This window comes from Kitasatospora sp. NPDC086009 (assembly GCF_044540385.1).
GTDB lineage: Bacteria > Actinomycetota > Actinomycetes > Streptomycetales > Streptomycetaceae > Kitasatospora.
Map to the genome: position 1 here is coordinate 193,428 of NZ_JBITSA010000003.1, position 23,944 is coordinate 217,371.

Consider the following 23,944-nt stretch of genomic DNA (forward strand, 5'->3'; position numbering starts at 1 on the left):
CACCGCCGTCCGGCCCAACGGCCACGGACGCGGTGCCCCTGTCGTTCCCGGCGCGCGACCCGCTCGACGGCGGGCCGGTGGCGCTCAGGCCCGCTGCTCCGCCCGGGGGCCTGACGGGGCCGTTACCGGGGTCTCCCGGCGGGAGTGCCGGCCCGTCCCCGGGGCCGGCCGCAGATCGGGCGCCGGAGCGAAGCGGGCGGCGGGGGCGCGCAGCAGCCAACCCGGCGGCCGGGTGCCGCGCGGCGTGGGGGTGATCAGGCCCATCCGGTGCAGCAGGTCGAGGGCGTCGCGGCGCAGCGCGGTGCGGTCGGCGAGGTAGTCGCGCCGCCAGCCGGCCGGCAGCCCGTACTCGTCGGCGATGTCCCCGAGGACGCCGTCTATCAGCGCGTCCGGGATCGGGACGTCCGCGCCGGTGGCCTCGCCGGGGAGCGGCCGGACCTCCTCGACCAGGCGCTCGACCAGCAGCAGGGCGGCCTGGGCGAGGGTGCCGGCCCCGGGCAGGGCGAGGTCGGTGAGTTCGTCGGCGGGGTCGAGCAGGGCGACCCCCTCGGCCCGCAGTTCGGCCTCCAGGCCGAGGAACTCGGCGAGCGCCGCCGGGCCGGTCCGGCGGTGGAGGTCGAGCCAGTCGCGTTGGTCCGCGGGCAGGTCGGCGGCGAGCACGGCGGGGGTCTCGGCGAGGCGGCGGCGCACGGCGGTGCCGGGCTCGGCCCCGGCGGCGCGGCGGATCAGGTCGGCGGCGTCGTCGGCGAGGGCGGGCGGGCCCGCGGGTACGGCGCGGGCCAGCTCCCGGTCGACCGTCAGGACGACGCCGTCCGCGCTCCGGTCGGCGGGTATCTCGCCGAGCACCTGCCAGTCGGCCAGTGCGGCGAGCGCCATCGCGAGGTCGGCGGGCGTGGCGGCCGGACCGGGCGCGGCGTCCCGCATCGCCGCCAGCAGGGGACCGAGCGGGAGCCGTTCGGGGGCGTCCACCAGCAGGGACAGCGCGAGGGCGAGCTGGGCGTAGCCGCCGGGGGTGAACGGCGCGCCGGTGCCGGGGTGTTCGAGCCGGCGGGCGGCGCCGGGGCCGAGCCCGGCCTTGTAGAGGCGGGCGTGCCAGGGGCCGACCACCAGGCGGTAGCCGAGCAGGGTGTCGAACTGGCCGGTCAGCCAGTCGCGGTGACGCCGGATCAGCGGGAACCCGTCGGCGTGCGGCCCGGAGGCGGTGACCAGCGGGTGGGCGAGCAGCAGCCGGGCGGCGATCCGGCGCTCGGCGGCGGCGGAACGGTCCTGCGCACCGGCGGCCGAGCGGGCCGGCTCGGGCTTGCGGTGCTTTCCGGGCAGACCCGGCTTGGCTCCTGAGCGGACGACGGGCAGCGCCCCCTCGTCCCGCCGGGCCCGGCGCTGGCGGCGCGCCGGCCGCGGCTCGCGCACCCGCAGCGCGGCGGGGGCGTGCGCGGTGGGACCGTGCCACCAGCTGACGGCGTCACCGGCCGTCGCCTCCGGACCGGTCACCGGCTCGGCCGGGACGCCGAAGTGGCGGGCCGGGTAGAGGCCGAAGGTGGCGACGCAGAGGTCGTCGGCGGTCCCGGGATCGGCCTCGGCGAACCAGTGCGCCAGCCGGAGCAGCCCCGGATCGGGCGAGAGGACAGCCCCTCCGGTCTCCTGCGGAGCGTCAGGACCGGCTTCGCGTACGGCGACGACGGCGACGGTGGTGCCCTGCCCCGCCCCGCCCGTGCGCCCGTCCGACGTGCCGCCGGCCACCCGCGTGGTGCCGGCCGCGTACTCCTGCTGCTCCATGTCGTGGACCAGACTAGACGGTGGGCGCGGCCGCCGGTGGCCCCAACCGGAGCTCGCGGCGAATTGGTCCGCGCGTACCCCGCCGGAGCGGCCCCGGCCGTCGGCGCGCGCTGGCCTACGCCCGGGTAGTACTCGCGGGTAACCCGGCCTTCCCCGGACGGACCCGGTCGCCTAGGGTGCGGACGAACGGGCCGCCCGCCCCCACCCACCGGAGGACACCGCCGCATGAGCATCCGCACCACCACCCGCGCCGTCCTCGGCGGGCGCCTGCGCTCCGCCACCGGGCTGCTCACCGGCTTCGCCGCCACCTCGGCGGCCCACCTGGGCGCGCTGCTCACCGACACGCCCGCCCTGCGGCACGCCACCAAGCCGACGCTGATGCCGCTGCTGGCCGCGCACAGCGTCACGGCCGCCACCGCGGCCGGGCGGGAAGCGCCGAAGCTGCTGGCGCCCGCGCTGCTGCTCAGCGGCGGCGGGGACGTCCTGCTCCAGCTCGGCGACGACACCGCGTTCCTGGCCGGGATGGGCTCCTTCGCGGCGGCGCACGTCTGCTACGTGACGATGTTCGTCCGGCAGGGGGCGCTGACGGACCGGCGGCGTGCGCTGATCGTCACGGCCGCGTACGCGACGGCCTGGGCCGTGATGGTGGGCCGGCTCTGGCCGGACCTCGGCGGCCTCCGGGCGCCGGTGGCCGGGTACAGCCTGCTGCTCGCCTCGACCGCCGTCACCTCGGCCGGGCTGGGGTGGCGCACCGGCCTCGGCGGGGCGCTCTTCCTGCTCTCCGACACCCTGATCGCCACCAAGCTCGCGAAGTGGCGCGAGCTGCCCGGGCACCAGTTCTGGATCATGGCGACGTACCTCCTGGCCCAGTACCTGCTGGCCTCCGGCCTCCTGCGGGCCACGGAGGCGCCGGAGACCCCGCGGGCTCCCCGGGCGTCCACGGCGGCCGGGGTCACCGGGGGCTCCGCGGCCCGGGCCGCGACGGCCTGAGACGGGCCGGTGCCGCCGGACCGACCGGTCCGGCGGCACCGTGGGGCGGGCCCGAGGGCCCCCGGGTGCGGGGCGCGCCTTCAGGCGGACCCGGCGCCGCCGCGTCGCCGCAACAGCCAGAATCCGCCGATACCGCCGACCACCAGCGCCGCGCCGCCCGCCAGCTCGGCGGGGTCGGCCGCGACCGAGCCGCCGAGACCGGTCTGCACGGCGCCGTGCGGAGCGAGCTGCTGGCTGCCCGCACCGGACTGGCCGAGCGAGCCGGCCCACTCCCCGGCCGCCTTGCCCCACTCGCCGAGGCTCTGGCCGGGCGAGGAGGAGGCTCCGGAGGACGCGGCGACGGTGGTCACCGTGACGCTGGTCGAGAAGGCGGCGCCGTCGGGGCAGGTGCCGTCGACCTTGCTGTCGCCGCCGGCCTTGCCCGCCAGCCGCGCGGAGCCGGTGTGCCGGCCGTCCGACCCCAGGGTGAGGGTGGCCGGGCCGCCCTCGAAGGCCTGGGAGCTCGCGGTGATGGTCTTGGCGTCGGGCTTGTCGGACTTCTCGCAGGAGACCGTGACCGTCACGGTCTGGCCCGGTGCGGCCTGGGACGGGCTGACCGTGGCGGCGCCGTCCTTGGCCAGCGCGAGGGGGGCCGTCAGGCCGGTCAGCACCGTCGCGCCGATCAGGGCGGCGGCGGCCGTACGCGTGGGGCGCATACCGGAACCTCCGGGATTCTCGGGCGCGGCCGGGGACTCCGAAGTCCACGTGATCGAACAACCACACCCAGTCATTCACCGACGGTAGGCACACACCCGGCGCCCGGCCACCGCTCTGGCCCGTTCGGGCGAGCCGCCGCCACGGGGCGTGACGCCGGGCCCGGCCGGGCTCAGAGGTCCAGGTCGACCACGACCGGGGCGTGGTCCGACGTCCCCTTGCCCTTGCGGGCCTCGCGGTCCACATAGCTGTCCGTGACGGCGTCGGCGAAGGGCTTGTTGGCGTAGGTGAGGTCGATCCGCATGCCCCGGTTCTTCGGGAATGCCAGCTGGCGGTAGTCCCAGTAGGTGTACGGGCGGTCGTACTTCAGCGGGCGGGGCACGACGTCCTGCAGACCGGCCTCGCCCAGGGCGGCGAGGGCGGCGCGCTCGGCGGGGGTGACGTGCGTCAGGCCCTCGAAGGCCGCCACGTCGAAGACGTCCTCGTCGGTCGGGGCGATGTTGAAGTCCCCGAGGACGGCGAAGGGGCGCTCCCCCGCGGCGTCCTCCAGCGAGGCCAGGCGCAGGGCCTCCAGCCACTCCAGCTTGTAGCGATAGTGGGCGTGGTCCACCTCGCGGCCGTTGGGCACGTAGACCGACCAGACCCGGACCGGGCCGCAGGTGGCGGCGATGGCCCGCGGCTCGGTGTCGGGCAGCAGGGCGCCGTCGGCGAGGAAGCCGGGCTGGCCGGGGAGGTCTCGCACCACGTCCTCCAGACCGATCCGGGAGACGACGGCCACGCCGTTCCACCGGCCGGTGCCGTACGCGGCGGTCTCGTAACCGAGCTCGCGGACCGGCTCGTAGGGGAAGGCGTCGGTGGAGCACTTGAGCTCCTGGAGGCAGAGCACGTCCGGCTTGGCGCTCTCCAGCCATTCCAGCAGCTTGGGCAGCCGCGCGGTGACGGAGTTGATGTTCCAGGTGGCGATGCGGACGGTCACGGCGGGCGGCCTTCCCGGTGGTACGGACGAGGGTGGGCGCCCGGCAGGACGCCCACCCCGAATCTACCGCCCGGCACCGACAGGCCCGCGGGTCCGCGGGCCCAGGGGCCACCGCCGTCAGGCGTCGGGCGTCAGGGCGCGGGGCGCACCACCGCCGCCGCGCCGCCGCCGCGCCGCACCGGCTCGGCGGCCGCCACCCAGCGGCCGTCCGGCAGGCGCTCGACGCCGGTCGCGGCGCCGATCTCGGGCGTGCTGGTGAACACGTGGCCGAGCGCCTCCAGCCGGGCCCGCTCGGGCAGGTCCAGGAAGGCCGGCTCGGCCTGGGTGGCGGCCGTGTTGCGCTGGCTGGCCCGCGGCGCGGCGATCGCCTGCTCCAGGCCGAGGCCCCGGTCCAGGCGTCCGAGCAGGACCTGGAGGGTGGTGGTGATGATGGTCGCGCCGCCGGGCGAGCCGGCCGCCAGCACCGGCTCGCCGTCGCGCAGCACGATGGTCGGCGAGAGCGAGGAGCGCGGGCGCTTGCCCGGCCCGGCGAGGTTCGGGTCCGGCACCCCGGGGGTCAGCGGGGTGAAGTTGAAGTCGGTCAGCTCGTTGTTGAGCAGGAAGCCCCGGCCGGGGACGGTGATGCCGCTGCCGCCGGTCTGCTCCAGGGTGAGGGTGTAGGAGACGACGTTGCCCCAGCGGTCGGCCACGGTCAGGTGACTGGTGCTCAGGCCCTCGTAGGGCTCGGGCTGGGCCGCGCCGGTGTTCGCGCAGTCGGCCGGGTGGCGCGGGTCGCCGGGGGCGAGCGGGCTGGTGAGCGCCCGGTCGGGGCTGATCAGGCAGGCCCGCGAGGCGACGTACCGGGGGGAGAGCAGTTCCTTGGCCGGGACGTCGGAGAAGGCCGGGTCGCCTACCCAGCGGTTGCGGTCGGCGAAGGAGATCCGGGAGGCCTCCAGGAAGTGGTGGTAGTACTGCGTGTCGTCGTACCGGCCGACGTCGCCGTCCTCCAGGATGCCGAGCGCCTCGCCGACGGTGGTGCCGCCTGAGCTGGACGGGGCGATCGAGTAGAGGTCGTAGTCGCGGTAGGCCACGTGGGTGGGCTGCTGGCGGCGCACCTGGTACGCGGCCAGGTCGGCGGCGTCCACCTTGCCGGGGCGGGCGTTGCGCCCGGAGGCCGGGTCCACCGGCGGGTGCTGGATGGTCCGGACGATGTCGGCGCCGAGGTCGCCCCGGTAGAGCGCCGCGGTGCCCTGCTCGCCCAGCTGGCGGTAGGTGGCGGCGAGCTCGGGGTTGCGGAACGTGGAGCCGACCGCGGGGAGCTTGCCGCCGGGCAGGAAGAGCTTCGCGGTGGCGGGGAAGTCCTTGAACCGGTCCTGGTTGAGCGCGGTCTGGTCCTGGAAGGTCTGGTCGACGGTGAAGCCCTGCTCGGCGATCCGTCGGGCCGGCTTCAGCGCGTCGGCGAAGGAGCGCTTGCCCCACTGCCGCACGGCCGTCTCCCAGGTCGCCGGGGAGCCGGGCACGCCGACCGACAGCCCGCTGGTGACGGCGTCCGCGAAGGCCAGCGGCTTGCCGTCCTCCAGGAAGAGCGACGCGTCGGCCGTCCGGGAGGCCGTCTCGCGGCCGTCGATGGTGGACACCCGGCCGCTGTCGTGGTCGTAGTAGACGAAGTACCCGCCGCCGCCGATGCCGGCCGAGTACGGCTCGGTGACACCGAGCGCCGCCGCGACGGCGACGGCGGCGTCCACCGCGTTGCCGCCCTTGCGCAGCACCTCGATGCCGGCCGCCGTGGCGTCGGCGTCCACGCTGGCCACCGCGCCGCCCCAGCCCACCGCCTCGGGCACCTTCGGCGGCGGGGCTGCCGCCCCGGCCGGCCCGGCGGCGGAACAGACCAGGGCGGTGGCAAGCAGGAGCGGCGGGGCGATTCGGGCCAGAGCTCTCATCCGGAGGCCTCCTGAGTCGACGTCAACTCCGTTGTTTCACAGGAGGCATGGCCCGGACAACAGGGCGCCGCGACTACCGGCGGGTAGTCCGGCGCTACAGCACGCTGCGCTCCACCCGGCGCCGCTTGATGGTGCGGAAGCGGCGGGCGACCTGGCGGGCGAGGTCGGCGGCGCCGACCAGGCCCGCCTCGTTGCCCAGGGCCGCGTGCGCGATGGTCGCCTCCGGCCGGAAGCCGCGCCCGGTGAGGGTGCGGCGGAAGGCGTCCCGGGCCGGGGTGAGGAGGAGGTCGCCGGCCTCGGAGACGCCGCCGCCGACCACGAAGCGGCCCGGGTCCAGGGCGGCCGCGAGGTTCGCGATGCCGACCCCGAGCCAGGTGCCGACCTCGTAGAGCAGCTCGACGGCGGTCGCGTCACCGGCCCGGGCGGCCTCGGTGACCAGCGGGCCGGTGATGCCCTCGACCGCGCCGCCGGCCCTGGCCAGCAGCAGCTGGACCACCGGCGACTCCTCGGCGACCAGCTCGCGCGCGTCGCGCACCAGGGCGTTCCCGGAGGAGTACTGCTCCCAGCAGCCCCGGTTGCCGCACGGGCAGCGGTGGCCGCCGGGCACCACCTGCATGTGCCCGAACTCCCCCGCCAGCCCGTACTTGCCCCGGTCGACGTAGCCGTCGCGGACCACCGCGCCGCCGATGCCGGTGCCGAGGGTGAGCATCACCATGAGGTCCTCGCCGCGCCCGGCGCCGAACCGCCATTCGGCCCAGGCGGCCGCGTTGGCGTCGTTCTCGACGATCACCGGGAACCGCAGCCGCTCGCTGAGCGCCTGCTGGAGCGGTTCGTTGCGCCAGTTCAGGTGCGGGGCGAAGAGCACCCGGGAGCGCTCGGCGTCCACCCAGCCGGCCGCGCCGATGCCCACCGCGTGGACGTCGTGGCGGTCGGCGAGTTCGAGCACCAGCTCGACGATGACGTCCTCGACGACCCGGGGGCTCTTGCTCTTGTCGGGGGTGTCGGTGCGCAGCTTCTCCAGCACCTTGCCCTCGCCGTCCACCACGCCCGCGACCACCTTGGTGCCGCCGATGTCGACGCCGATGGTGGGCAGCCGCAGGAGGCCGGCGGGCAGGGCCCGGCGGCGGCGCTCGGCCCGCGGGCCGAGGCCGAGCAGGCTGGGCAGGACCGGTGGCCGGGAGGCGGCGTTGGGGGTGGTCACGGCTGCGGACGCTCCTCACGGGGATCACGGGAGTCACGGGTGTCACGGGGTTCACGGGTGTCGGTGCCCGGCCGGGCCAGCTCGTGCGAGAGCTCCTCCAGGTCGGAGCCGCCGGCCATCTCGGTGGTGAGCTCCTCCAGGCCGATCTCCGCCCGCGGGTGGCTGCCGGCCATCCGGCCCCGCTTGAGCAGGGTGAAGTGGTCGCCGACCAGGTAGGCGTGGTGCGGGTTGTGGGTGATGAGCACCACCCCGAGGCCGGCGTCGCGGGCGGCGGTGACGTATTTGAGCACCACCCCCGACTGCTTGACGCCGAGCGCGGCGGTCGGCTCGTCCAGGATCAGCGCCTCGGCGCCGAAGTGGACGGCCCGGGCGATCGCCACGCACTGGCGCTGGCCGCCGGAGAGGGTGCCGATCGGGCGGTCGACGTCGTGCAGGTCGATGCCCATCCGGGCGAGCGCCTCCCGGGTGGTGGCGCGCATCCCGTCGGCGTCCAGGCGCAGTCCGCCCCAGCGCCGCAGGCCCCGTTCGGAGCCGAGGAAGAAGTTCCGCCAGACGGGCATCAGCGGGACGACCGCGAGGTCCTGGTAGACGGTGGCGATGCCGCGGTCCAGCGCCTCGCGCGGGGAGCCGAAGCGGACCTCCTCGCCGCCGACGGTGAAACGGCCCTCGTCGTGCCGGTGCAGCCCGGCGATGATCTTGATCAGGGTGGACTTGCCGGCGCCGTTGTCACCGAGCACGCAGCTGATCTCGCCGGCCCGCAGGGTGAGCGAGACGTCCTGGAGCGCCCGGACGGAGCCGTAGGTCTTGCCGACGCCTTCGAGGCGGAGCAGCTCGGTCATCGCGGTCCCCGTTCGGCGCGGCGCTTGACGAAGGTGTTCAACAGGGCGGCGAGCAGCAGCATCGCACCCAGGAAGAACTTGAACCAGTCGGGGTTCCACTGGGCGTAGATGATGCCCTTGCTCGCCATGCCGAAGATCAGCGCGCCGAGCGCCGAGCCGACCACCGAGCCGTAACCGCCGGTGATCAGGCAGCCGCCGATGACGGCCGCCACGATGTAGATCAGCTCGTTGCCGACGCCCTCGCCGGACTGCACGGTGTCGAAGGAGAACAGCAGGTGCTGGCCGAGCACCCAGGCGCCGAAGCCGACGCCGAGGTAGAGCACCGTCTTGGTCCGGGCGACGGGCACGCCGACCGCCCGCGCCGCGGCCGCGTCGCCGCCGACCGCGAAGATCCAGTTGCCGAAGCGGGTCCGCAGCAGCACCCAGCTGCCGACCAGCAGCAGGCCGAGCCACCACCAGACGGTGGCCTTGATCGTCAGCCCGCCGACGGTGACCTCGGAGGCGAACAGCCAACGGCAGGCGCCGAAGCCCTCCATGTCGGAGATCGGCTTGGTCGAGACGGTGCCGGAGACCAGCTTGGTGACGCCGAGGTTGGCGCCGGTGAGCATCAGAAAGGTGCCCAGGGTGACGATGAAACTGGGCAGCTTCGTCCGGCTGAGCATCCAGCCGTTGAAGCCGCCGACCGCCAGCGTCACCAGCAGCGAGACCAGCACGCCGACCCAGGTCACCGCGGTGAGCTGGTAGGACACCATCGACGAGGTCAGCGCGGCGGTGGTGACCAGCACGCCGGCCGACAGGTCGAACTCGCCGCCGATCATCAGCAGCGAGACCGGGACGGCCATGATCCCGATGGTGGAGGCCGCGTACAGCACGGTGCCCAGCGAGGAGACCCGCAGGAACGGTTCGGCGACCGCGGCGAAGACCAGGAAGACCGCGGCGGCGGCGATCAGCGCCCCCAGTTCGGGGCGGGCGAGCACCCGCCGCAGCGCCGCCGGGCGGTCCTGGACGAGGAGGTCGGTGGTGCTCAACGCGTCCCCCTCGCGACGTACTCGGCGAGGGCGTCGGCGTCGTCGCGGGTGAGGATCTGCGGCCCGGTCAGCACGGGCTTGCCGCCGCCGAGCATGTCCAGGTTGGAGCGGTAGAGCCAGAGCAGGTCGACGCCCTCGTAGCCCTGGAGGTAGGGCTGCTGGTCGACGGCGAAGCCGACCGAGCCGGACTTGAGGCCGGCCACCACCTGGGTGCCCAGGTCGAAGGTGTCGAGCTCGACGGGGCGGCGGGCGTCCTGGATCGCCTGCAGTCCGGTGGCGGCCATCGGCCCGGAGAGGGTCAGCACGGTGTCGATGGCCGGGTCGGCCTGCAGCTTGGCGGAGACGGCGGCCCGGGCGTCGGGCATGTTGACGCCGTCCACGTAGAGCACCTGGAAGGCCCCGCCGGCCTTGGACTGGGCGCCGGAGCAGCGCTGCTCCTGGCCGACGTTGCCCTGCTCGTGGATCACGCAGAGGACGTTCTTGCGACCCCGGCCGGCGAGCTCGGTGCCGGCCGCCTGGCCGGCGGTGGACTCGTCCTGGCCGATGTGGGTCACCGCGCCGAACCGGGCGGAGTACTCCTGGCCGGAGTTCACGGTGATCACCGGGATGCCGGCCGCCTTGGCCTTGCCGAGCACGTCACCGAGCGCGTCGCCCTTGGCGAGGGTGACCAGCAGGCCGTCGACCTTCTGGTCGATGGCGGCCTGGACCAGCTGGACCTGGTTCTGGGTCTGGGCGTCGTTGGAGTACAGGAAGGTGATGTTGTCCTTGGCGGCGGCCTGCTCGGCGCCCTTGCGCACGGTGTCCCAGAAGGCGTCGCCGGCGCCGGCGTGGGTCACCATGGCGATCTTCCAGCGCGGGGTGGTGACGGCACTGCCACCGGCGGCCGCGGCCTGGCTGCGGGCGTGCTCGGCGCGGAGGCCTCCGGTACTGCTGCAGCCGGCCACGGCGGCCAGCACGGCGAGGACGGCGCAGGCGGGCCGGAACCGGCGGAAGGGGCGAAAGCGGGTTGTGCTCATCCCCATAGTCTCGCTGCCCGCCGTGCGCGGCATCGCACCGCCTCGCCCGCCGCCCGGATCCGCCCGGGCGGTATCGTGCCCCCGGTGGCGTTCCTGGGAGTCCGCTGGGCGCAGCGTCCGGGTGCGGGCCGTCAGGGTGGCAGACTGGTGCGGGCCCCAAGAGGGAACAGCGCCGAAACGTGATGTTCCTCTCAGGTTCCTTACAGATTCGGACGGCAACCGATCCCGCGTTCCCGACCGTCTGATGCCATTGGAGCGCGTTCCGGGCGAGTGGGGCCCCGGACGGCTTTGAACCCGGATACGAGAATTTGATGCAACTGACAGGCACGCCATTCCTCATCTGCACGATCGTCCTCGTGCCGATCTCCATCGCGGCGGCCCTGCTGCTCTGGGGAAAGGTGCGCGGGCCGAGGCCGGTGCAGGTCCTTTCCAGGCTTGCCATGATCGTCTTTTGCCAGATCACCGCCGTGACGACGGTCTTCGTCATGGTCAACAACGCCAACCTGATCTACGGCAACTGGGACGACCTGCTGGGCACCGGCAACCACGTCCGGGCCGTGCCCTCCGTCCCCCCGGCGGAGGCGGGCGCCGGCGGGGCCCAGGCCGGCGGCGACGCCGCCAAGCAGCCGCCCAAGGTCCACCAGCAGTTCCGCAGCGTGGACGACCCCAAGGTGCCGAACGACGTCCAGAAGACCGACCTCAAGGGCCAGCTGTCCGGCGTGGACGGCGAGGTGCTGGTCTGGCTGCCGCCGCAGTACCACGACCCGGCGTTCAAGGACAAGAAGTTCCCGGTCGTCGAGCTGATCCCGGGCTTCCCCGGCTCCTCCTCCACCTGGTACGGCACGCTCAAGGTCTCCGAGCAGCTCAAGCCGCTGATGCAGGAGGGCAAGGTGGCGCCGTTCATCCTGGTCTCGCCGCGCACCCTGCTGCTGGGCAACAGCACCGACGCCGGCTGCACCGACGTGCCCGGCAAGGTCAACGCGGACACCTGGCTGACCCGCGACGTCCCCCAGATGGTGCTGGACAACTTCCGCGCCGAGCCGTCGGCCGACCGCTGGGCGGTGGCCGGCTACTCGGCCGGTGCCCACTGCGCCGCCAAGCTGTCGCTGGCCCACCCCAACCGCTACCGGGCCGGCATCAGCCTCTCGGGCTACAACGACCCGGCGGTCGAGAAGTCCTCGCTGGTCGGCAAGGACGCCCAGCTGCGCGAGGCGAACAACCCGGTCACCATCGTGAAGACCGCCGCCCAGCCGCCGAAGGTCGCCCTGTACATCAGCGGCAACAAGGGCGACGGCTACGAGGACGGCCAGGCGATCGCGGCCGTCGCGAAGGCGCCGACCACCGTCCAGGTCCAGGAGACCACCGGGCCGCACTCCAGCGACGTCTGGAAGAACATGGTGCCGGGCGTCTTCCAGTGGCTCACCTCGATCATCCCCGTGCAGCCGTAGTCACGCGGAAGGGTCCGCCCCGCACACCGACGGTGTGCGGGGCGGACCCCTTTCCGTGCGGGCTCAGGCCAGTTCGAGGGCCAGGTAGAAGTCCACCCGGTCCTCCAGCCGGGAGAGGTCACGGCCGGTCAGCTCCTCGATCCGGCCGATCCGGTAGCGCAGCGTGTTGACGTGCACGTGCAGCTGGGCGGCGCAGCGGGTCCACGAGCCGTCCGAGCGCAGGAACGCCTCCAGGGTGCGGACCAGGTCCGCCTGGTGCTCGATGTCGTAGGCGATCACCTTGTCCAGCAGCCGGCCGCGGAACGCCCGGCGGACCTCGTCGGGCACCGCGGCCAGCAGCAGCACGTGCGAGGCCAGCTCCTCCGGGCCGGCCACGCAGACCCGGCCGACCCGGGCGGCGGCGATCCGGCGGGCGTGCCGGGCCTCCTCCAGCGCGCCGCGCAGGCCGCCCGCCTCGGAGGCGGGGGCCGACACGCCGAGGGTGATCCGGCCCTCCGAGCCGAGGCCCGCCTCCAGCGGGGCGAGCAGCTCCCGCAGGGTGTCGGCGGGCACCGCGCTGTCCAGCGCGGGCAGCACCACCACCGCGCCGGTGCCCGCCCCCGCGACCAGGGCGCGGTCGGTGGTGCCGTTGAGAGCTTCCTCCAGGATCAGCCGCACCGCGCCCTCGGGCAGGCCGGTGCCCTCGGCGCTGAGCACCAGCCAGGAGCCGTCCGGCGACTGCGGCTTGGGCTCGGGGTTCTCGTACCGGGCGGCCATCGCCGAGGAGGCGTACAGGGTGCGGCTGATCTCGCCCGGGTCGGCGTCGCGCTGGAGCAGCGTCAGCACCTCGTCGGCGAGGCGGCGGCGCAGCCGGCGGCCCTCGTCGCGGCGGTGCCGCTCGGCGGCGACCAGCCGGGCCAGGTTCTCGGCGAGCTGCTGGCGCTTGGTGGTCCATTCGGTGACGTCGCCGGCCACCGCGAGCACCCAGTCGGCGAGCGGCGCCTGGACGTCGTCGAGGGCCGGGGCGGGCAGCAGCGAGTAGGAGCCGTTGGCCAGCCGGGCCCGGTGCGGGGGGCGGCGGCGCTGGCGCTGGGCGCCGAGGTGGGCGCGGACCAGCTGGTCGCGGTCCTCGGCGGAGAGCCGGTCGGCCGGGCCGGCGATCACCGTGCCGGTGGGCGTGAGCACCCAGCAGTCGAGGTCGAGGTCGCCGCCGAGGAGGTCGAGGACGGCGTCCAGTCCGCCGCCGCCGGCCGCGGAGACCAGCAGCCGGTGGCGGTCGACCAGGGCGGCCAGGTCGGCGGCGCGGTCGGCGGAGACCTGTCGGCCGATGAACTCGGTGACGGTGCCGAAAGCGATGTCGTCGGGTACCGCCAACAGGGGCATCCGGTGCCGGCGACACGCGTCGACGAGGTCCTCGGGGACGGGGCCGACCTCGGCCTCGCCGGCCGCGAGGGCGACCGCGCCACCGGCCACGATGGTCCGCACGAAGCGTTCGGAGTCGGCCGGCCCGGTGCGCCAGAGCATGCCGGTGAGCACCAGCTCGCCGCCGTGCAGGTAGCGGCCCGGGTCGTGCAGGTCCGTGGTCATCACGCCGCTGACCTGCCGGTCGAGCTCTTCCTCGGCCGCGAGCAGGCGCAGTCTCGGGGCTCCGGGGGCGAGCAGGTCGCGGACACGCATCCGGGACTCCTTACGGGCTTGGGGTGGGGGTGAGGGGGCCCGAGCGCGCGGTCCGGGGGTCACAGTGTGCCCGAACATCCGTGCTCGGTGTTACGTCCCAACGGACGCCCGGATCACGGGGTCATAGCTTGGGAATCACGGCCGGATTACGGTCGTAGGCAGCACCCGGAAATCAGCTGGGCTGCGAGATTCTCGTCCTTAGAGGAACGTACAGGATGCCGGGCGGGACCACAGCCGGGGCTTCATGCCATCGGTGACTGCCAGTGGGCCCCGTCACAGAGGTTCACTGGCCACACGCCGCCGGACACACCCCGGTGACCAGGACCCGACGCGGAGGCGACGAAGCGGACAGCGCGGTCCGAACACCGAGTTCCGGGCACTGTGCCCACCCGTCCGGCCGGCAACGACTTGAGGAGACACCCGCATGGAGTTCCTTCGGCCCGCTACCTGGGACGAGGCACTCGCGGCGAAGGCTGAGTACCCGACCGCGCTGCCCATCTCGGGCGGTACGGACGTCATGGTCGAGATGAACTTCGACGTGCACCGGCCATCCGCGATTCTCGACCTGAACCGCATCACCGAGCTCACCGAATGGTCGAACGACGGCGACGTCGTCCGGCTCGGCGCCTCCGTCCCCTACTCCCGGATCATCGACGAGCTGTCCGGTCCGCTGCCCGGCCTCGCGCTGGCGGCCCACACCGTCGGCTCGCCGCAGATCCGCAACCGCGGCGGCGTCGGCGGCAACCTCGGCGGTGCCTCCCCGGCCGGCGACGCGCACCCCGCGCTGCTGGCCGCCGGCCGCGACGTGTTCGTCGAGGCGGACTCCGTGCGCGGCACCCGGATGATCCCGATCGACGAGTTCTACGTCGGCGTCAAGCGCAACAGCCTGGCGGCCGACGAGCTGATCAGGGCCGTGCACATCCCCGTCGCGGACGGCCCGCAGCAGTTCTCCAAGATCGGCACCCGCAACGCCATGGTGATCGCGGTCTGCGCCTTCGGCTTCGCGCTGCACCCGAAGAACGGCACCGTCGGCACCGGGATCGGCTCGGCCGCCCCCACGCCGCGCCGCGCCGTCGAGGCCGAGGAGTACCTGCGGGGCGTGCTCGCCGAGCGCGGCCTGTGGGAGTCCGGCGAGCTGCTGGGCGCCGAGGTGATCCAGCGGTTCGGCGAGCTGGTGAAGGCCGCCGCCTCGCCCATCGACGACGTCCGCGGCACCGCCGACTACCGGCGGCACTCGCTGGCCGTGATGGCGCGCCGCACGCTCACCTGGACGTGGAACGACTACAGCAAGCAGATCAGGAGCGCGGCATGAGGGTCACTTTCACCGCCAACGGCAAGCCGGTCGAGGCCGACGACGTCTGGGAGGGCGAGAGCCTGCTCTACGTGCTGCGCGAGCGGGTCGGCCTCCCGGGCTCGAAGAACGCCTGCGAGCAGGGCGAGTGCGGCTCCTGCACGGTCTACCTGGACGGCGTCCCGGTCTGTTCGTGTCTGGTCGCGGCCGGCCAGGTGCAGGACCGCGAGGTCCGCACCGTCGAGGGCCTGAGCGACGAGCAGGGCGAGCTGAGCCTGGTCCAGCAGGCCTTCATCGACGCCGGTGCCGTCCAGTGCGGCTTCTGCACGCCCGGCCTGCTGGTGCAGACCGACGCGCTGCTGGCGAAGGACGCCCAGCCGAGTGACAACGACATCCGTGAGGCGCTGTCGGGCAACCTCTGCCGCTGCACCGGCTACGAGAAGATCATGGACGCGGTGCGGCTGGCTTCCGCCCGCACGTGCGAGAAGGCGACGTCGGAATGAGTACTCGCACCATCCAGGGTCAGAAGAACCTGCAGAACATCAACCAGGCCAGCAAGGACGGCATCGGCGGCTCGCCGCTGCGCCCGGACGGCAACCTGAAGGTCAAGGGCGAGTTCGCCTACTCGTCCGACCTGTGGCACGAGGACATGCTCTGGGGTATGGCGCTGCGCTCGCCGCACCCCCGGGCGAACATCCTCTCGGTGGACATCGCCGACGCGCTGAAGGTCCCCGGCGTGTACGCCGTCCTCACGCACGAGGACATCCCCGGCACCAAGTACTACGGCCTGGAGATCCAGGACCAGCCGGCCCTGGCGATCGACAAGGTCCGCTACCACGGTGAGGCCATCGCGCTGGTCGCGGCCGACCACCCGGAGACGGCCCGCCGCGCGGTGAAGAAGATCAAGGTCGAGTACGAGGTGCTCACCCCGATCACCACCGAGGAGCAGTGCCTCGACCCGGAGACCCACGGCTACGTGCACGAGCCGCACGAGTTCAAGTCGCACGGCTACGGCAACATCTGCCACGAGCAGAAGCTGGTCTCCGGCCTCGGCGTGACCGACGAGGTGCGGGCCCTGGCGGACGTCATCGTCAAGGGCAGCTACGAGGTCGGCATGCAGGACCAGGCCTTCCTCGGCCCGGAGTCCGGCCTGGCCGTGCCGGCCGAGGACGGCGGCATCGACCTCTACATCGCCACCCAGTGGCTGCACGTGGACCGCCAGCAGATGGCCCCCGTGCTGGCCCTGCCGGAGGAGAAGGTCCGCCTCACGCTGGCCGGTGTCGGCGGCGCCTTCGGCGGCCGCGAGGACATCTCGATGCAGATCCACGCCTGCCTGCTCGCCCAGCACACCGGCAAGCCGGTCAAGATCGTCTACGCCCGTGACGAGTCCTTCTACGGCCACGTGCACCGCCACCCGGCGAGGATGACCTACGAGCACGGCGCCACCCGGGACGGCAAGCTGGTCTTCGCCGACTGCCGGATCGTGCTGGACGGCGGCGCGTACGCCTCCGCCTCGCCGGCCGTGGTCGGCAACGCGGCCTCGCTCGGCAACGGGCCGTACGTGATCCCGAACGTCAAGATGCACGCCATCGCGCTGTACAGCAACAACCCGTCCTGCGGGGCGATGCGCGGCTTCGGCGCGGTCCAGGCCGCGTTCGGCTACGAGACCCAGATGGACCGGCTCGCCGCCGAGCTGGGCATGGACCCGGTCGAGCTGCGCCAGCTGAACGCGATGTCGGAGGGCGACTTCATGCCCACCGGCCAGCAGATCGACTCGCCCGCCCCCGTCGCCGAACTCCTGCGCCGGGTCAAGGACATGCCGCTCCCGCCGCCGCTGGACACCGAACAGCTGGACGTCCGCCAGCTGCCCGGCGCGCTCTCCAACACCTCGCACGGCGAGGGCATCGTGCGCGGCGTCGGCTACTCGGTCGGCATCAAGAACGTCGGCTTCTCCGAGGGCTTCGACGACTACTCCACCGCCCGGGTGCGCCTGGAGGTGATCGGCGGCGAGCCGGTCGCCATGGTGCACACCGCGATGGCCGAGGTCGGCCAGGGCGGCGTCACCGTGCACGCCCAGATCGCGCGCACCGAGCTGGGCGTCGAGCAGGTCACCATCCACCCGGCCAACACCGAGGTCGGCTCGGCCGGTTCGACCTCGGCCTCCCGGCAGACCTACATGACGGGCGGTGCGGTGAAGCTCGCCGCCGAGGCCGTCAAGCAGGCGCTGATCGAGAAGGGCCGCCGGCGCTACGGCTGGACCCAGCACGACCTGACGCTGGCCGGCGGCAAGGTGGTCTCGCCGTCGACGGGCGCCCTGGTCTCCATGGTCGACCTGCTCGGCGACGAGGCGATCGACCTCACCCGCGAGCACCACCACCGCCCGACCGTCCCGTTCGACAAGGAGACCGGGCAGGGCTTCGGCCACGTCCAGTACACCTTCTGCGCCAACCGCGCCGTGGTCGACGTGGACGTCGAGCTGGGCCTGGTCAAGGTGGTCGAGCTGACCGCCGTCCAGGACGTCGGCAAGGCGCTCAACCCGCTCTCGGTGGTGGGCCAGATCCAGGGCGGCTGCACCCAGGCGCTCGGCCTGGCCGTGATGGAGGAGATCATCGTCAAGGACGGGAAGGTCCGCAACGCGTCCTTCACCGACTACCTGATCCCCACCATCCTGGACACCCCGCCGATCCCGGTGGAGATCCTCGAACTCCCCGACCCGCACGCCCCGTACGGGCTTCGCGGGGTGGGCGAGGCCCCGACCGTCTCCGCGACGCCGTCGATCGTGGCCGCCATCCGCAACGCCACCGGTCTGGCGCTCAACCGGATCCCCGTCCGGCCCGAGCACCTGACCACCGAGGCCCCCGGACCGACGTAGCCACCGGGTCTCCCCCGCACCTCCCCGGGGCGGCGACCGTCTTCCCCGCCGCCCCGGGGCAGTTCCACCCCGAAGTACGGGCACCACACATGCACCAGCCGAAGCAAAGCGAACGCATCCTCCCGCTGCCTCTCCCACGCCGGGGTTCTGCAGCGGTGCGCACCACCCACCCCCGGCCGACGGCCGGTGGAACGCACTGCACCGCAGCACTGCCACAGAGTGCGCCCAGTGAGTCGAATCGTCCCCCTGTGCCAACTTCGTTGACTGGCTGTCAGGTCGGCTCGCCCACCCCAACCCCCTTTGACACTTGGGAGTGGACATGACCAGGATCCCCACGGAGCCCGGCACCACTGAAGACAGACCCACCGAGGACGACACCCCCACGTCGGCCCCGGTCACACCGCCGAAGAACGCCATGGACGCGTACTTCAAGATCACGGCCCGGGGATCGACCTTCGGCAACGAGATCCGCGGCGGCCTCACCACCTTCATGGCGATGGCCTACATCGTCCTGCTCAACCCGATCATCCTGAGCGGCGCCGACGTCAACGGCCTCAAGCTGGACCACGCCCAGCTCACGACCGCCACCGCGCTCGCCGCCGCCGTCACCACGATCCTGATGGGCGTGGTCGGCAACGTCCCCCTCGCGGTCGCCGCCGGCCTCTCCGTCTCCGGCGTGATATCCGCCCTGGTGGTACCGCACACCACCTGGCCCCAGGCGATGGGCCTCTGCGTCGTCTACGGCCTGCTGATCGTCCTGCTGGTGGTCTCCGGACTGCGCGAGAAGATCATGAACGGCATCCCCCTGCCGCTCAAGCACGCCATCACCATCGGCATCGGCCTCTTCGTCTCGCTGATCGGCCTGGTCAAGGCCGGCTTCGTGCACACCGGCGGTCCCACCCCGCTCGCGCTCGGCCCCTTCGGCGAACTCGCCGGCTGGCCCGTGCTGGTCTTCTGCCTCACGGTGCTGACGATCTTCGTCCTGCTGGCCCGCAACGTCCGCGGCGCGATCCTGATCGGCATCGCCGGCGGCACCGTGGTGGCCTTCGTCATCAACGCGGTCGCCGACCTCCCGGCGAAGACCTGGGTCAGCTCCGCCCCGGTGTGGCCGAGCGGCGGCCCGGTCTCCGCACCCGACTTCGGCCTCTTCGGTCACATCGACGTCTTCGGGGCCTTCGGCAGCCACGGCCTCGGCGCGATCAGCGCCTCGGTCGCCGTCTTCACCCTGGTCCTGGCCGGCTTCTTCGACGCGATGGCCACCATCATCGGCGTCGGCACCGAGGCGGGCCTGGCCGACAAGCAGGGCCGGATGCCCGGCCTGTCCAAGGCGCTGTTCATCGACGGCGCCGGCGGTGCCATCGGCGGCGTCGCGGGCTCCTCCGGCCAGACCGTGTTCGTCGAGTCGGCCACCGGCGTCGGCGACGGCGCCCGGACCGGCCTCGCCTCGACCGTCACCGGCGGCGTGTTCGCCCTCATGCTGTTCTTCTCGCCGCTCGCCGCGATCGTCCCCACCGAGGTCGCCTCCGCGGCCCTGGTCGTCATCGGCTCGATGATGATGAGCCAGGCCCGGCACATCGACTGGTCGGACCGCGAGGTCGCCATCCCGGCCTTCCTCACCTGCACCCTGATGCCGTTCACCTACAGCATCACCGCCGGTGTCGCCGCGGGCGTCATCTCGTACACCGTCATCAAGGCCGGAACCGGCAAGTGGCGCGAGCCCGGCCCGCTGATGTGGATCCTCACCGGCGTGTTCGTGGTCTACTTCGCGCTCACTCCGATCAAGTCCTGGCTGGGCGTCCACTAGCAGCACCGCCGCCGTACAGGAATCGTTTCCCGTACGGCGGCACCTCCCGTTCCGTCTTCCGAGGTGTTAAGGAGCTCCCCGACATGCACGACATCGCCGAGCAGCTGCAGGCCTGGCACGCGTCCGGGCGTTCCTTCGCCGTGGCCACGGTGGTCGGGGTCTCCGGCAGCGCGCCGCGCGACCCGGGTGCCGCGCTCGCCGTCGACGCGGCCGGCGAGGCGATCGGCAGCGTCTCCGGCGGCTGCGTCGAGGGAGCCGTCTACGAGCTCTGCCAGGCCGCCATCGAGTCCGGCCGGCCGGTGCTGGAACGCTTCGGCTACAGCGACGAGGACGCCTTCGCGGTCGGCCTGACCTGCGGCGGCGTGCTGGACGTCTTCGTCCAGCCGGTCGTCCCCGGCACCGACCCCGCACTCGACGCCGGCATCACCTACCTCGCCTCCGGCACCCCGGTCGCCCTGGCCCGGGTGATCGACGGCCCCGCCGCGCTGGTCGGCGCCACCGTCGCCGTCACCGCCGACACCCACCACGGGGCCCTCTCCCCCGCGCCCACCACCGTGGCCCCGCTGGAGCGCGCCGTGGTCGCCGAGGCCCGCGCCATGCTGGACGCGGGGCGCACCGGCCGCCTGGTCCTCGGCCTCGACGGACGCCCCTGCGACGACCGGGAGCAGGGCACCGTCACCTTCTTCGTCGAGTCCTACGTCCCCGCGCCGCGGATGATCGTCTTCGGGGCGATCGACTTCGCCGCCGCCGTGGTGCGGATCGGCAAGTTCCTCGGCTACCACGTCACCGTCTGCGACGCCCGGCCGGTCTTCGCCACCGAGCGGCGCTTCCCCGAGGCCGACCAGGTGGTGGTCGACTGGCCGCACCGCTACCTGGACTCCCAGCTGGACCGGATCGACGGGCGGACGGTGCTCTGCGTCCTCACCCACGACGCCAAGTTCGACATCCCCCTGCTGGAGCGCGCGCTGCGGCTGCCGGTCGGCTACATCGGCGCGATGGGCTCGCGCCGCACCCACCGGGACCGCGACACCCGGCTGCGCGAGGTCGGCCTGACCGACGCCGAGATCGGCCGGCTGCGCTCGCCGATCGGCCTGGACCTCGGTGCCCGGACCCCCGAGGAGACCGCCGTCTCGGTCGCCGCCGAGATCGTCGCCCACCGGCGCGGCGGCAGCTGCCTGCCGTTGAGCCGCGGCGAGGGGCCGATCCACCACGACCTGGCGCGGGCGGCCGGTCCGGCCACCGGGGACGCGCGGTCCCACGCGGCCTGACCGCGGCGCGGCCCGGCCCCGCCGTCACCGCACGACGTCGTGGACCTCGCGGATCAGCGGCGGTGCGGCCGGGATGCCGACCTCCTGGAGGATCGGCAGCAGCACCGCCGAGAAGTGCTCGAAGGCCTCCCGGGACTCCCACACTTCGGTGACGTGCCAGCCGCCGCCCGGCGTCGGACCGGACACGTGCAGGACCAGCCCGCGCACCGGCCAGTCCGAGGGCGCGTTCAGCCCGGTGCCGCCGGTCAGCCGGTCCACCGCCTCCTCGTACTGGTCCCGGGTGGTACCGGGAAATTCGAACATCACGATGATGGCCATGCGCTGCTCCCGTCGGATGGGCTCCGTCGCCTCCCATGCAGCCCCGCCCCCGCCCGCCCGGCCATCCGGCGCCACCACCCGGGTGACGTCGGGCAGCGCGCCGGGCGGGCTACTCCGAGAGCGCCAGCCGCACCCCGAAGCCCACCACCACCGCACCCGTCACCCGGTCCAGCAGCCGGCGCGCGGCGGGCCGGCTCAGCCAGCCGCGCACCGCCCTGGCGAAGCCCACCAGCACGGCCGACCAGAGCAGCCCCTCCACGACGTGGACGCAGGTCAGGGCCACCCCGGCGGCGAAGTGCGGGGCCCCCGCGGGGATGAACTGCGGCAGCACGGCGACGTAGAAGACGCCGACCTTGGGATTGAGCAGATTGGTGAGCGTGCCGCGCCGCCAGCCGGACCGGACCCCGCCGCCGGTCGGCAGCCGCTCCGGTTCGGCCCCGCCGCCCCGGTTGCGCAGCAGGCCGATCCCCATCCAGACCAGGTACGCGGCCCCGGTCCAGCGCAGGACCTCGTACGCCAGGTGGGAGGCGGTCAGCAGGGCGGTCACCCCGGCCGAGGTGAGGGTGCCCCAGATCAGGGTCCCGGTCTGGATGCCGAGCACCACGCCCCAGGCCTGCCGGCGCTCCCCCAGGGCGGAGGTGCGCAGCACCAGCGCGGTGTCGATCCCGGGCGTGAGCGTGAGCAGTCCCACCACGAGGGCGAAGGACCACAGGGCGGTCGTCATCTCCATGGGCCCTGATCGTAGGGCCTCGGCCGGCCGGAGCGGGCCGACCGCGGGTCAGAGCGGGCGCACCCGCTCGGCCACCCAGCGCCCCTCCTGCTCCATCGGCTCGTACTCCACCCGCCGCCCCTCGGTGAGGACGCGGTCGCCCTCGGCCAGGATCGAGTCGAAGTAGACGAAGAGGGCGGGGCCGTCCTCGTCGGGGGTGATCAGGCCGTAGCCGTGGTCGGCGTGGTAGGACTGCACGGTGCCGGTGGCCATGGGGGTTCCCTCGCTTCCGCTGGGTGATGGAACTCCTGGGTACCAAATGCCCGGCCCGGAGCGGCCACGGCGCGCCCGGCCGCGCGCCGCGGCCTCGCTCAGCGGTAGCCGGCCGGGTCCAGCGGGCCGTCCGCCGTCTCCTGGTCGACCAGGTAGCGCCAGGCGTCCGGGCGGCTGCCGTCCAGGTCGGTGAAGCCGTACTCCTTCGCCAGGGCGCCGCTGGAGAGCGAGCTGCCGTTGAAGCGCGCCACCCCGGGGTCGCAGGCCAGCGCCACCACGGCGCGGCCGACGTAGCCGGGCGACTCCGAAACGCCGAAACCGGGCTGCTTCGCGGTCGCGTCGCGCCAGTTCTCCTCGGTGACGCCGAAGTGCTCCAGCATCATCTCGGAGCGCAGCCAGCCGGGGGTCAGCGCGACCGCCGTCGCCCCGCGCGGGGCCAGCTCGTGGCCCAGCGCGAAGGCCATCCGCAGCACCGAGGACTTGGCGAGGTCGTAGCAGAGCGAGTTCCGGTAACGGGTGGCGTTGTAGTCGGCGGTGCCGTCGGTCATCTCCACCACCAGACCGCCCGGGCGGCGCAGCAGCAGCGGCAGCAGGTGGTGGTTGGTGATCACGTGCGTCTCGACGGCCAGGCGCAGAAGGCGCAGCCCGTTGTCCAGGTCGTGCTCCCAGACCGGGCTCTCCCACTCGAAGAGGTTCTCGCCGCCCCAGATGTCGTTCACCAGGACGTCGAGCCCGCCCTGCTCGGCCTCGATCCGCCGCGCCACGGCCTCGACCTCGGCGGGGACGAGGTGGTCCGCGCGGACCGCGATCCCCCGGCCGCCGGCCGCGGTGACCAGTGCCGCCGTCTCCTCCAGGGTCTCCGCCCGCCCGTACTCCGAGCGGTGCCCGCCGGCACTGCGCCCGGTCGCGTAGACCGTCGCCCCGGCGGCCCCCAGCTGCACCGCGATCCCCCGCCCGGCCCCCCGGGTCGCCCCGGCGACCAGGGCGACCTTGCCCGTGAGCGGCTGCGCCATGTCCCGTCCTTCCCTCGTGCTTCCTCCGACACCATGGATGCTGCCCCGGGAATCCGGGACTTACCGCGCCGTGCCGTCGGGCGGCGGCATCATGTCTTCGCCGCCGGCCCGTCGATGCGGCCACCCGCGACGACGTACGAGCGCACGCGGCAGGCTCCCGGCGCCGCGGGGGGCGGGTCAGTCGGCCGTACCCGGCGGAACGACCCAGCGGGTGGATTGACCGGTCACGGCGGCGATCATGTCGTAGTCACCGTCGTAGTGCAGGACGGTCGCGCCGTGACGCTCGGCCGTGGCGGCGATGACGAGGTCCGCGACCGACAGGGCCCGCCAGTTGCCGGCGGCCGTCAGTCGTGCCCGCACCTCGATCGCCCGGTCCCAGACCTCGTCCGGCGTCGGAAGCCAGTCGAAGCCGCGCATTCCTTCGCGAATGCGCTCGGCATCGGCCTTCGAGCGGGCGCTGTGCATGACCTCCAGCTCGACGGCCCCGCAGACGGCGAGGAGTCCGGCGTTGTGCAGCGGCTCGATCGCGGCGCGTACGGCAGGTTTCGGGTACCGGGCGAAGGCCGACTTGTCGATCAGGAAGCGCTCACTCACCCGGGTGCGCCTGGCCGGTGAGGTCGGGCAGTCCGCCCTCGGAGAGCCAGGTGAAGAAGGACTCGCGCTTGCGGCGCTTGATCGCGTCCTCCAGGGCCGCGTTGACCGTGGCGACCTTGGTGGTCGTCCCGAAGATCTCCGCGGCCTCGGCGAGGAGCGTGTCGTTGACGTCTATCACGGTGCGAGCCATGGCGGGCCTCCCGAGCGAGCTGGGCCTGTGATATCGATTTCCAGCCTACCCGATATCACAGGCCCACCGG

General features: G+C 73.5%; 22 protein-coding genes. 7 read left to right on the forward strand and 15 right to left on the reverse strand.

Features of this window, described 5'->3' with window-relative positions:
- Positions 1 to 84 precede the first annotated feature (84 nt).
- Positions 85 to 1,776, reverse strand: coding sequence for a DUF2398 family protein (locus tag ACIF6L_RS10030; protein WP_396487743.1), 1,692 nt, complete (start codon positions 1,774 to 1,776; stop codon positions 85 to 87).
- Between the two features lie 225 nt (positions 1,777 to 2,001).
- On the opposite strand from ACIF6L_RS10030, the gene ACIF6L_RS10035 reads away from it, so the two are divergent.
- A complete protein-coding gene (locus ACIF6L_RS10035; protein WP_396487745.1) occupies positions 2,002 to 2,766 on the forward strand; it encodes a lysoplasmalogenase in 765 nt (254 codons plus the stop codon).
- An 80-nt stretch (positions 2,767 to 2,846) separates the two neighbouring features.
- Here the strand turns inward: ACIF6L_RS10035 and ACIF6L_RS10040 are convergent, their stop codons facing one another.
- The 7 genes from ACIF6L_RS10040 to ACIF6L_RS10070 form a co-directional block, all read right to left on the reverse strand.
- Positions 2,847 to 3,461, reverse strand: a complete 615-nt coding sequence (locus ACIF6L_RS10040; protein ID WP_396487746.1) for a hypothetical protein — start codon at positions 3,459 to 3,461, stop codon at positions 2,847 to 2,849.
- Between the two features lie 170 nt (positions 3,462 to 3,631).
- Positions 3,632 to 4,435 carry an exodeoxyribonuclease III gene (locus tag ACIF6L_RS10045; RefSeq protein WP_359804325.1) on the reverse strand — a complete coding sequence of 268 codons (804 nt, stop codon included), beginning with the start codon at positions 4,433 to 4,435 and terminating at the stop codon, positions 3,632 to 3,634.
- A gap of 131 nt (positions 4,436 to 4,566) precedes the next feature.
- Positions 4,567 to 6,354 (reverse strand): gamma-glutamyltransferase, encoded by a 1,788-nt coding sequence (gene ggt, locus ACIF6L_RS10050; protein WP_396487749.1) that lies wholly within the window; start codon positions 6,352 to 6,354, stop codon positions 4,567 to 4,569.
- Positions 6,355 to 6,448: 94 nt separating this feature from the next.
- On the reverse strand, positions 6,449 to 7,510 hold the full coding sequence (locus tag ACIF6L_RS10055; protein ID WP_329492339.1) for an ROK family glucokinase: 1,062 nt from the start codon (positions 7,508 to 7,510) through the stop codon (positions 6,449 to 6,451).
- 41 nt (positions 7,511 to 7,551) lie between these two features.
- A complete protein-coding gene (locus ACIF6L_RS10060) occupies positions 7,552 to 8,394 on the reverse strand; it encodes an ATP-binding cassette domain-containing protein (RefSeq protein ID WP_396487751.1) in 843 nt (280 codons plus the stop codon).
- Positions 8,391 to 9,422, reverse strand: a complete 1,032-nt coding sequence (locus ACIF6L_RS10065) for an ABC transporter permease (protein ID WP_359804323.1) — start codon at positions 9,420 to 9,422, stop codon at positions 8,391 to 8,393. Before ACIF6L_RS10065 ends, ACIF6L_RS10060 begins: the two co-directional genes overlap by 4 nt.
- Positions 9,419 to 10,438 (reverse strand): substrate-binding domain-containing protein, encoded by a 1,020-nt coding sequence (locus ACIF6L_RS10070; protein ID WP_396487753.1) that lies wholly within the window; start codon positions 10,436 to 10,438, stop codon positions 9,419 to 9,421. Before ACIF6L_RS10070 ends, ACIF6L_RS10065 begins: the two co-directional genes overlap by 4 nt.
- Positions 10,439 to 10,794: 356 nt before the next feature.
- Here ACIF6L_RS10070 and ACIF6L_RS10075 point away from each other — a divergent pair, with 356 nt between their 5' ends.
- A complete protein-coding gene (locus ACIF6L_RS10075) occupies positions 10,795 to 11,886 on the forward strand; it encodes an alpha/beta hydrolase-fold protein (RefSeq protein ID WP_329490621.1) in 1,092 nt (363 codons plus the stop codon).
- A 63-nt stretch (positions 11,887 to 11,949) separates the two neighbouring features.
- Here ACIF6L_RS10075 and ACIF6L_RS10080 read toward each other — a convergent pair whose 3' ends face one another.
- Positions 11,950 to 13,542 carry a PucR family transcriptional regulator gene (locus ACIF6L_RS10080; RefSeq protein WP_396487755.1) on the reverse strand — a complete coding sequence of 531 codons (1,593 nt, stop codon included), beginning with the start codon at positions 13,540 to 13,542 and terminating at the stop codon, positions 11,950 to 11,952.
- A gap of 424 nt (positions 13,543 to 13,966) precedes the next feature.
- On the opposite strand from ACIF6L_RS10080, the gene ACIF6L_RS10085 reads away from it, so the two are divergent.
- The 5 genes from ACIF6L_RS10085 to ACIF6L_RS10105 all read left to right on the forward strand — a co-directional run bounded on the left by ACIF6L_RS10085 (position 13,967) and on the right by ACIF6L_RS10105 (position 20,777).
- Positions 13,967 to 14,854: an FAD binding domain-containing protein gene (locus tag ACIF6L_RS10085; protein ID WP_329490618.1), complete on the forward strand. Its 888-nt coding sequence runs from the start codon at positions 13,967 to 13,969 to the stop codon at positions 14,852 to 14,854.
- A complete protein-coding gene (locus tag ACIF6L_RS10090) occupies positions 14,851 to 15,336 on the forward strand; it encodes a (2Fe-2S)-binding protein (RefSeq protein WP_396487758.1) in 486 nt (161 codons plus the stop codon). The genes ACIF6L_RS10085 and ACIF6L_RS10090 overlap by 4 nt, the downstream gene beginning before the upstream one ends.
- Complete coding sequence (gene pucD, locus ACIF6L_RS10095) at positions 15,333 to 17,705, forward strand: xanthine dehydrogenase subunit D (RefSeq protein WP_396487760.1); 2,373 nt, start codon at positions 15,333 to 15,335, stop codon at positions 17,703 to 17,705. Before ACIF6L_RS10090 ends, pucD begins: the two co-directional genes overlap by 4 nt.
- A 319-nt stretch (positions 17,706 to 18,024) precedes the next feature.
- Complete coding sequence (locus tag ACIF6L_RS10100; protein WP_359835590.1) at positions 18,025 to 19,509, forward strand: NCS2 family permease; 1,485 nt, start codon at positions 18,025 to 18,027, stop codon at positions 19,507 to 19,509.
- A gap of 83 nt (positions 19,510 to 19,592) precedes the next feature.
- Positions 19,593 to 20,777 (forward strand): XdhC family protein, encoded by a 1,185-nt coding sequence (locus ACIF6L_RS10105; protein WP_396487762.1) that lies wholly within the window; start codon positions 19,593 to 19,595, stop codon positions 20,775 to 20,777.
- 24 nt (positions 20,778 to 20,801) lie between these two features.
- On the opposite strand, the gene ACIF6L_RS10110 is transcribed toward ACIF6L_RS10105, so the two are convergent.
- The 6 genes from ACIF6L_RS10110 to ACIF6L_RS10135 all read right to left on the reverse strand — a co-directional run bounded on the left by ACIF6L_RS10110 (position 20,802) and on the right by ACIF6L_RS10135 (position 23,874).
- Positions 20,802 to 21,095 carry a hypothetical protein gene (locus tag ACIF6L_RS10110; protein WP_329490613.1) on the reverse strand — a complete coding sequence of 98 codons (294 nt, stop codon included), beginning with the start codon at positions 21,093 to 21,095 and terminating at the stop codon, positions 20,802 to 20,804.
- A gap of 109 nt (positions 21,096 to 21,204) precedes the next feature.
- Positions 21,205 to 21,825, reverse strand: a complete 621-nt coding sequence (locus ACIF6L_RS10115) for a LysE family translocator (protein ID WP_329490612.1) — start codon at positions 21,823 to 21,825, stop codon at positions 21,205 to 21,207.
- Positions 21,826 to 21,873: 48 nt separating this feature from the next.
- A complete protein-coding gene (locus ACIF6L_RS10120; protein WP_396487765.1) occupies positions 21,874 to 22,077 on the reverse strand; it encodes a cold-shock protein in 204 nt (67 codons plus the stop codon).
- Positions 22,078 to 22,175: 98 nt separating this feature from the next.
- A complete protein-coding gene (locus ACIF6L_RS10125; protein ID WP_396487766.1) occupies positions 22,176 to 23,090 on the reverse strand; it encodes an SDR family oxidoreductase in 915 nt (304 codons plus the stop codon).
- 177 nt (positions 23,091 to 23,267) lie between these two features.
- A complete protein-coding gene (locus ACIF6L_RS10130) occupies positions 23,268 to 23,684 on the reverse strand; it encodes a PIN domain nuclease (RefSeq protein ID WP_396487768.1) in 417 nt (138 codons plus the stop codon).
- Positions 23,677 to 23,874, reverse strand: coding sequence for a type II toxin-antitoxin system VapB family antitoxin (locus ACIF6L_RS10135; RefSeq protein ID WP_359804315.1), 198 nt, complete (start codon positions 23,872 to 23,874; stop codon positions 23,677 to 23,679). Before ACIF6L_RS10135 ends, ACIF6L_RS10130 begins: the two co-directional genes overlap by 8 nt.
- Positions 23,875 to 23,944: the final 70 nt, after the last annotated feature.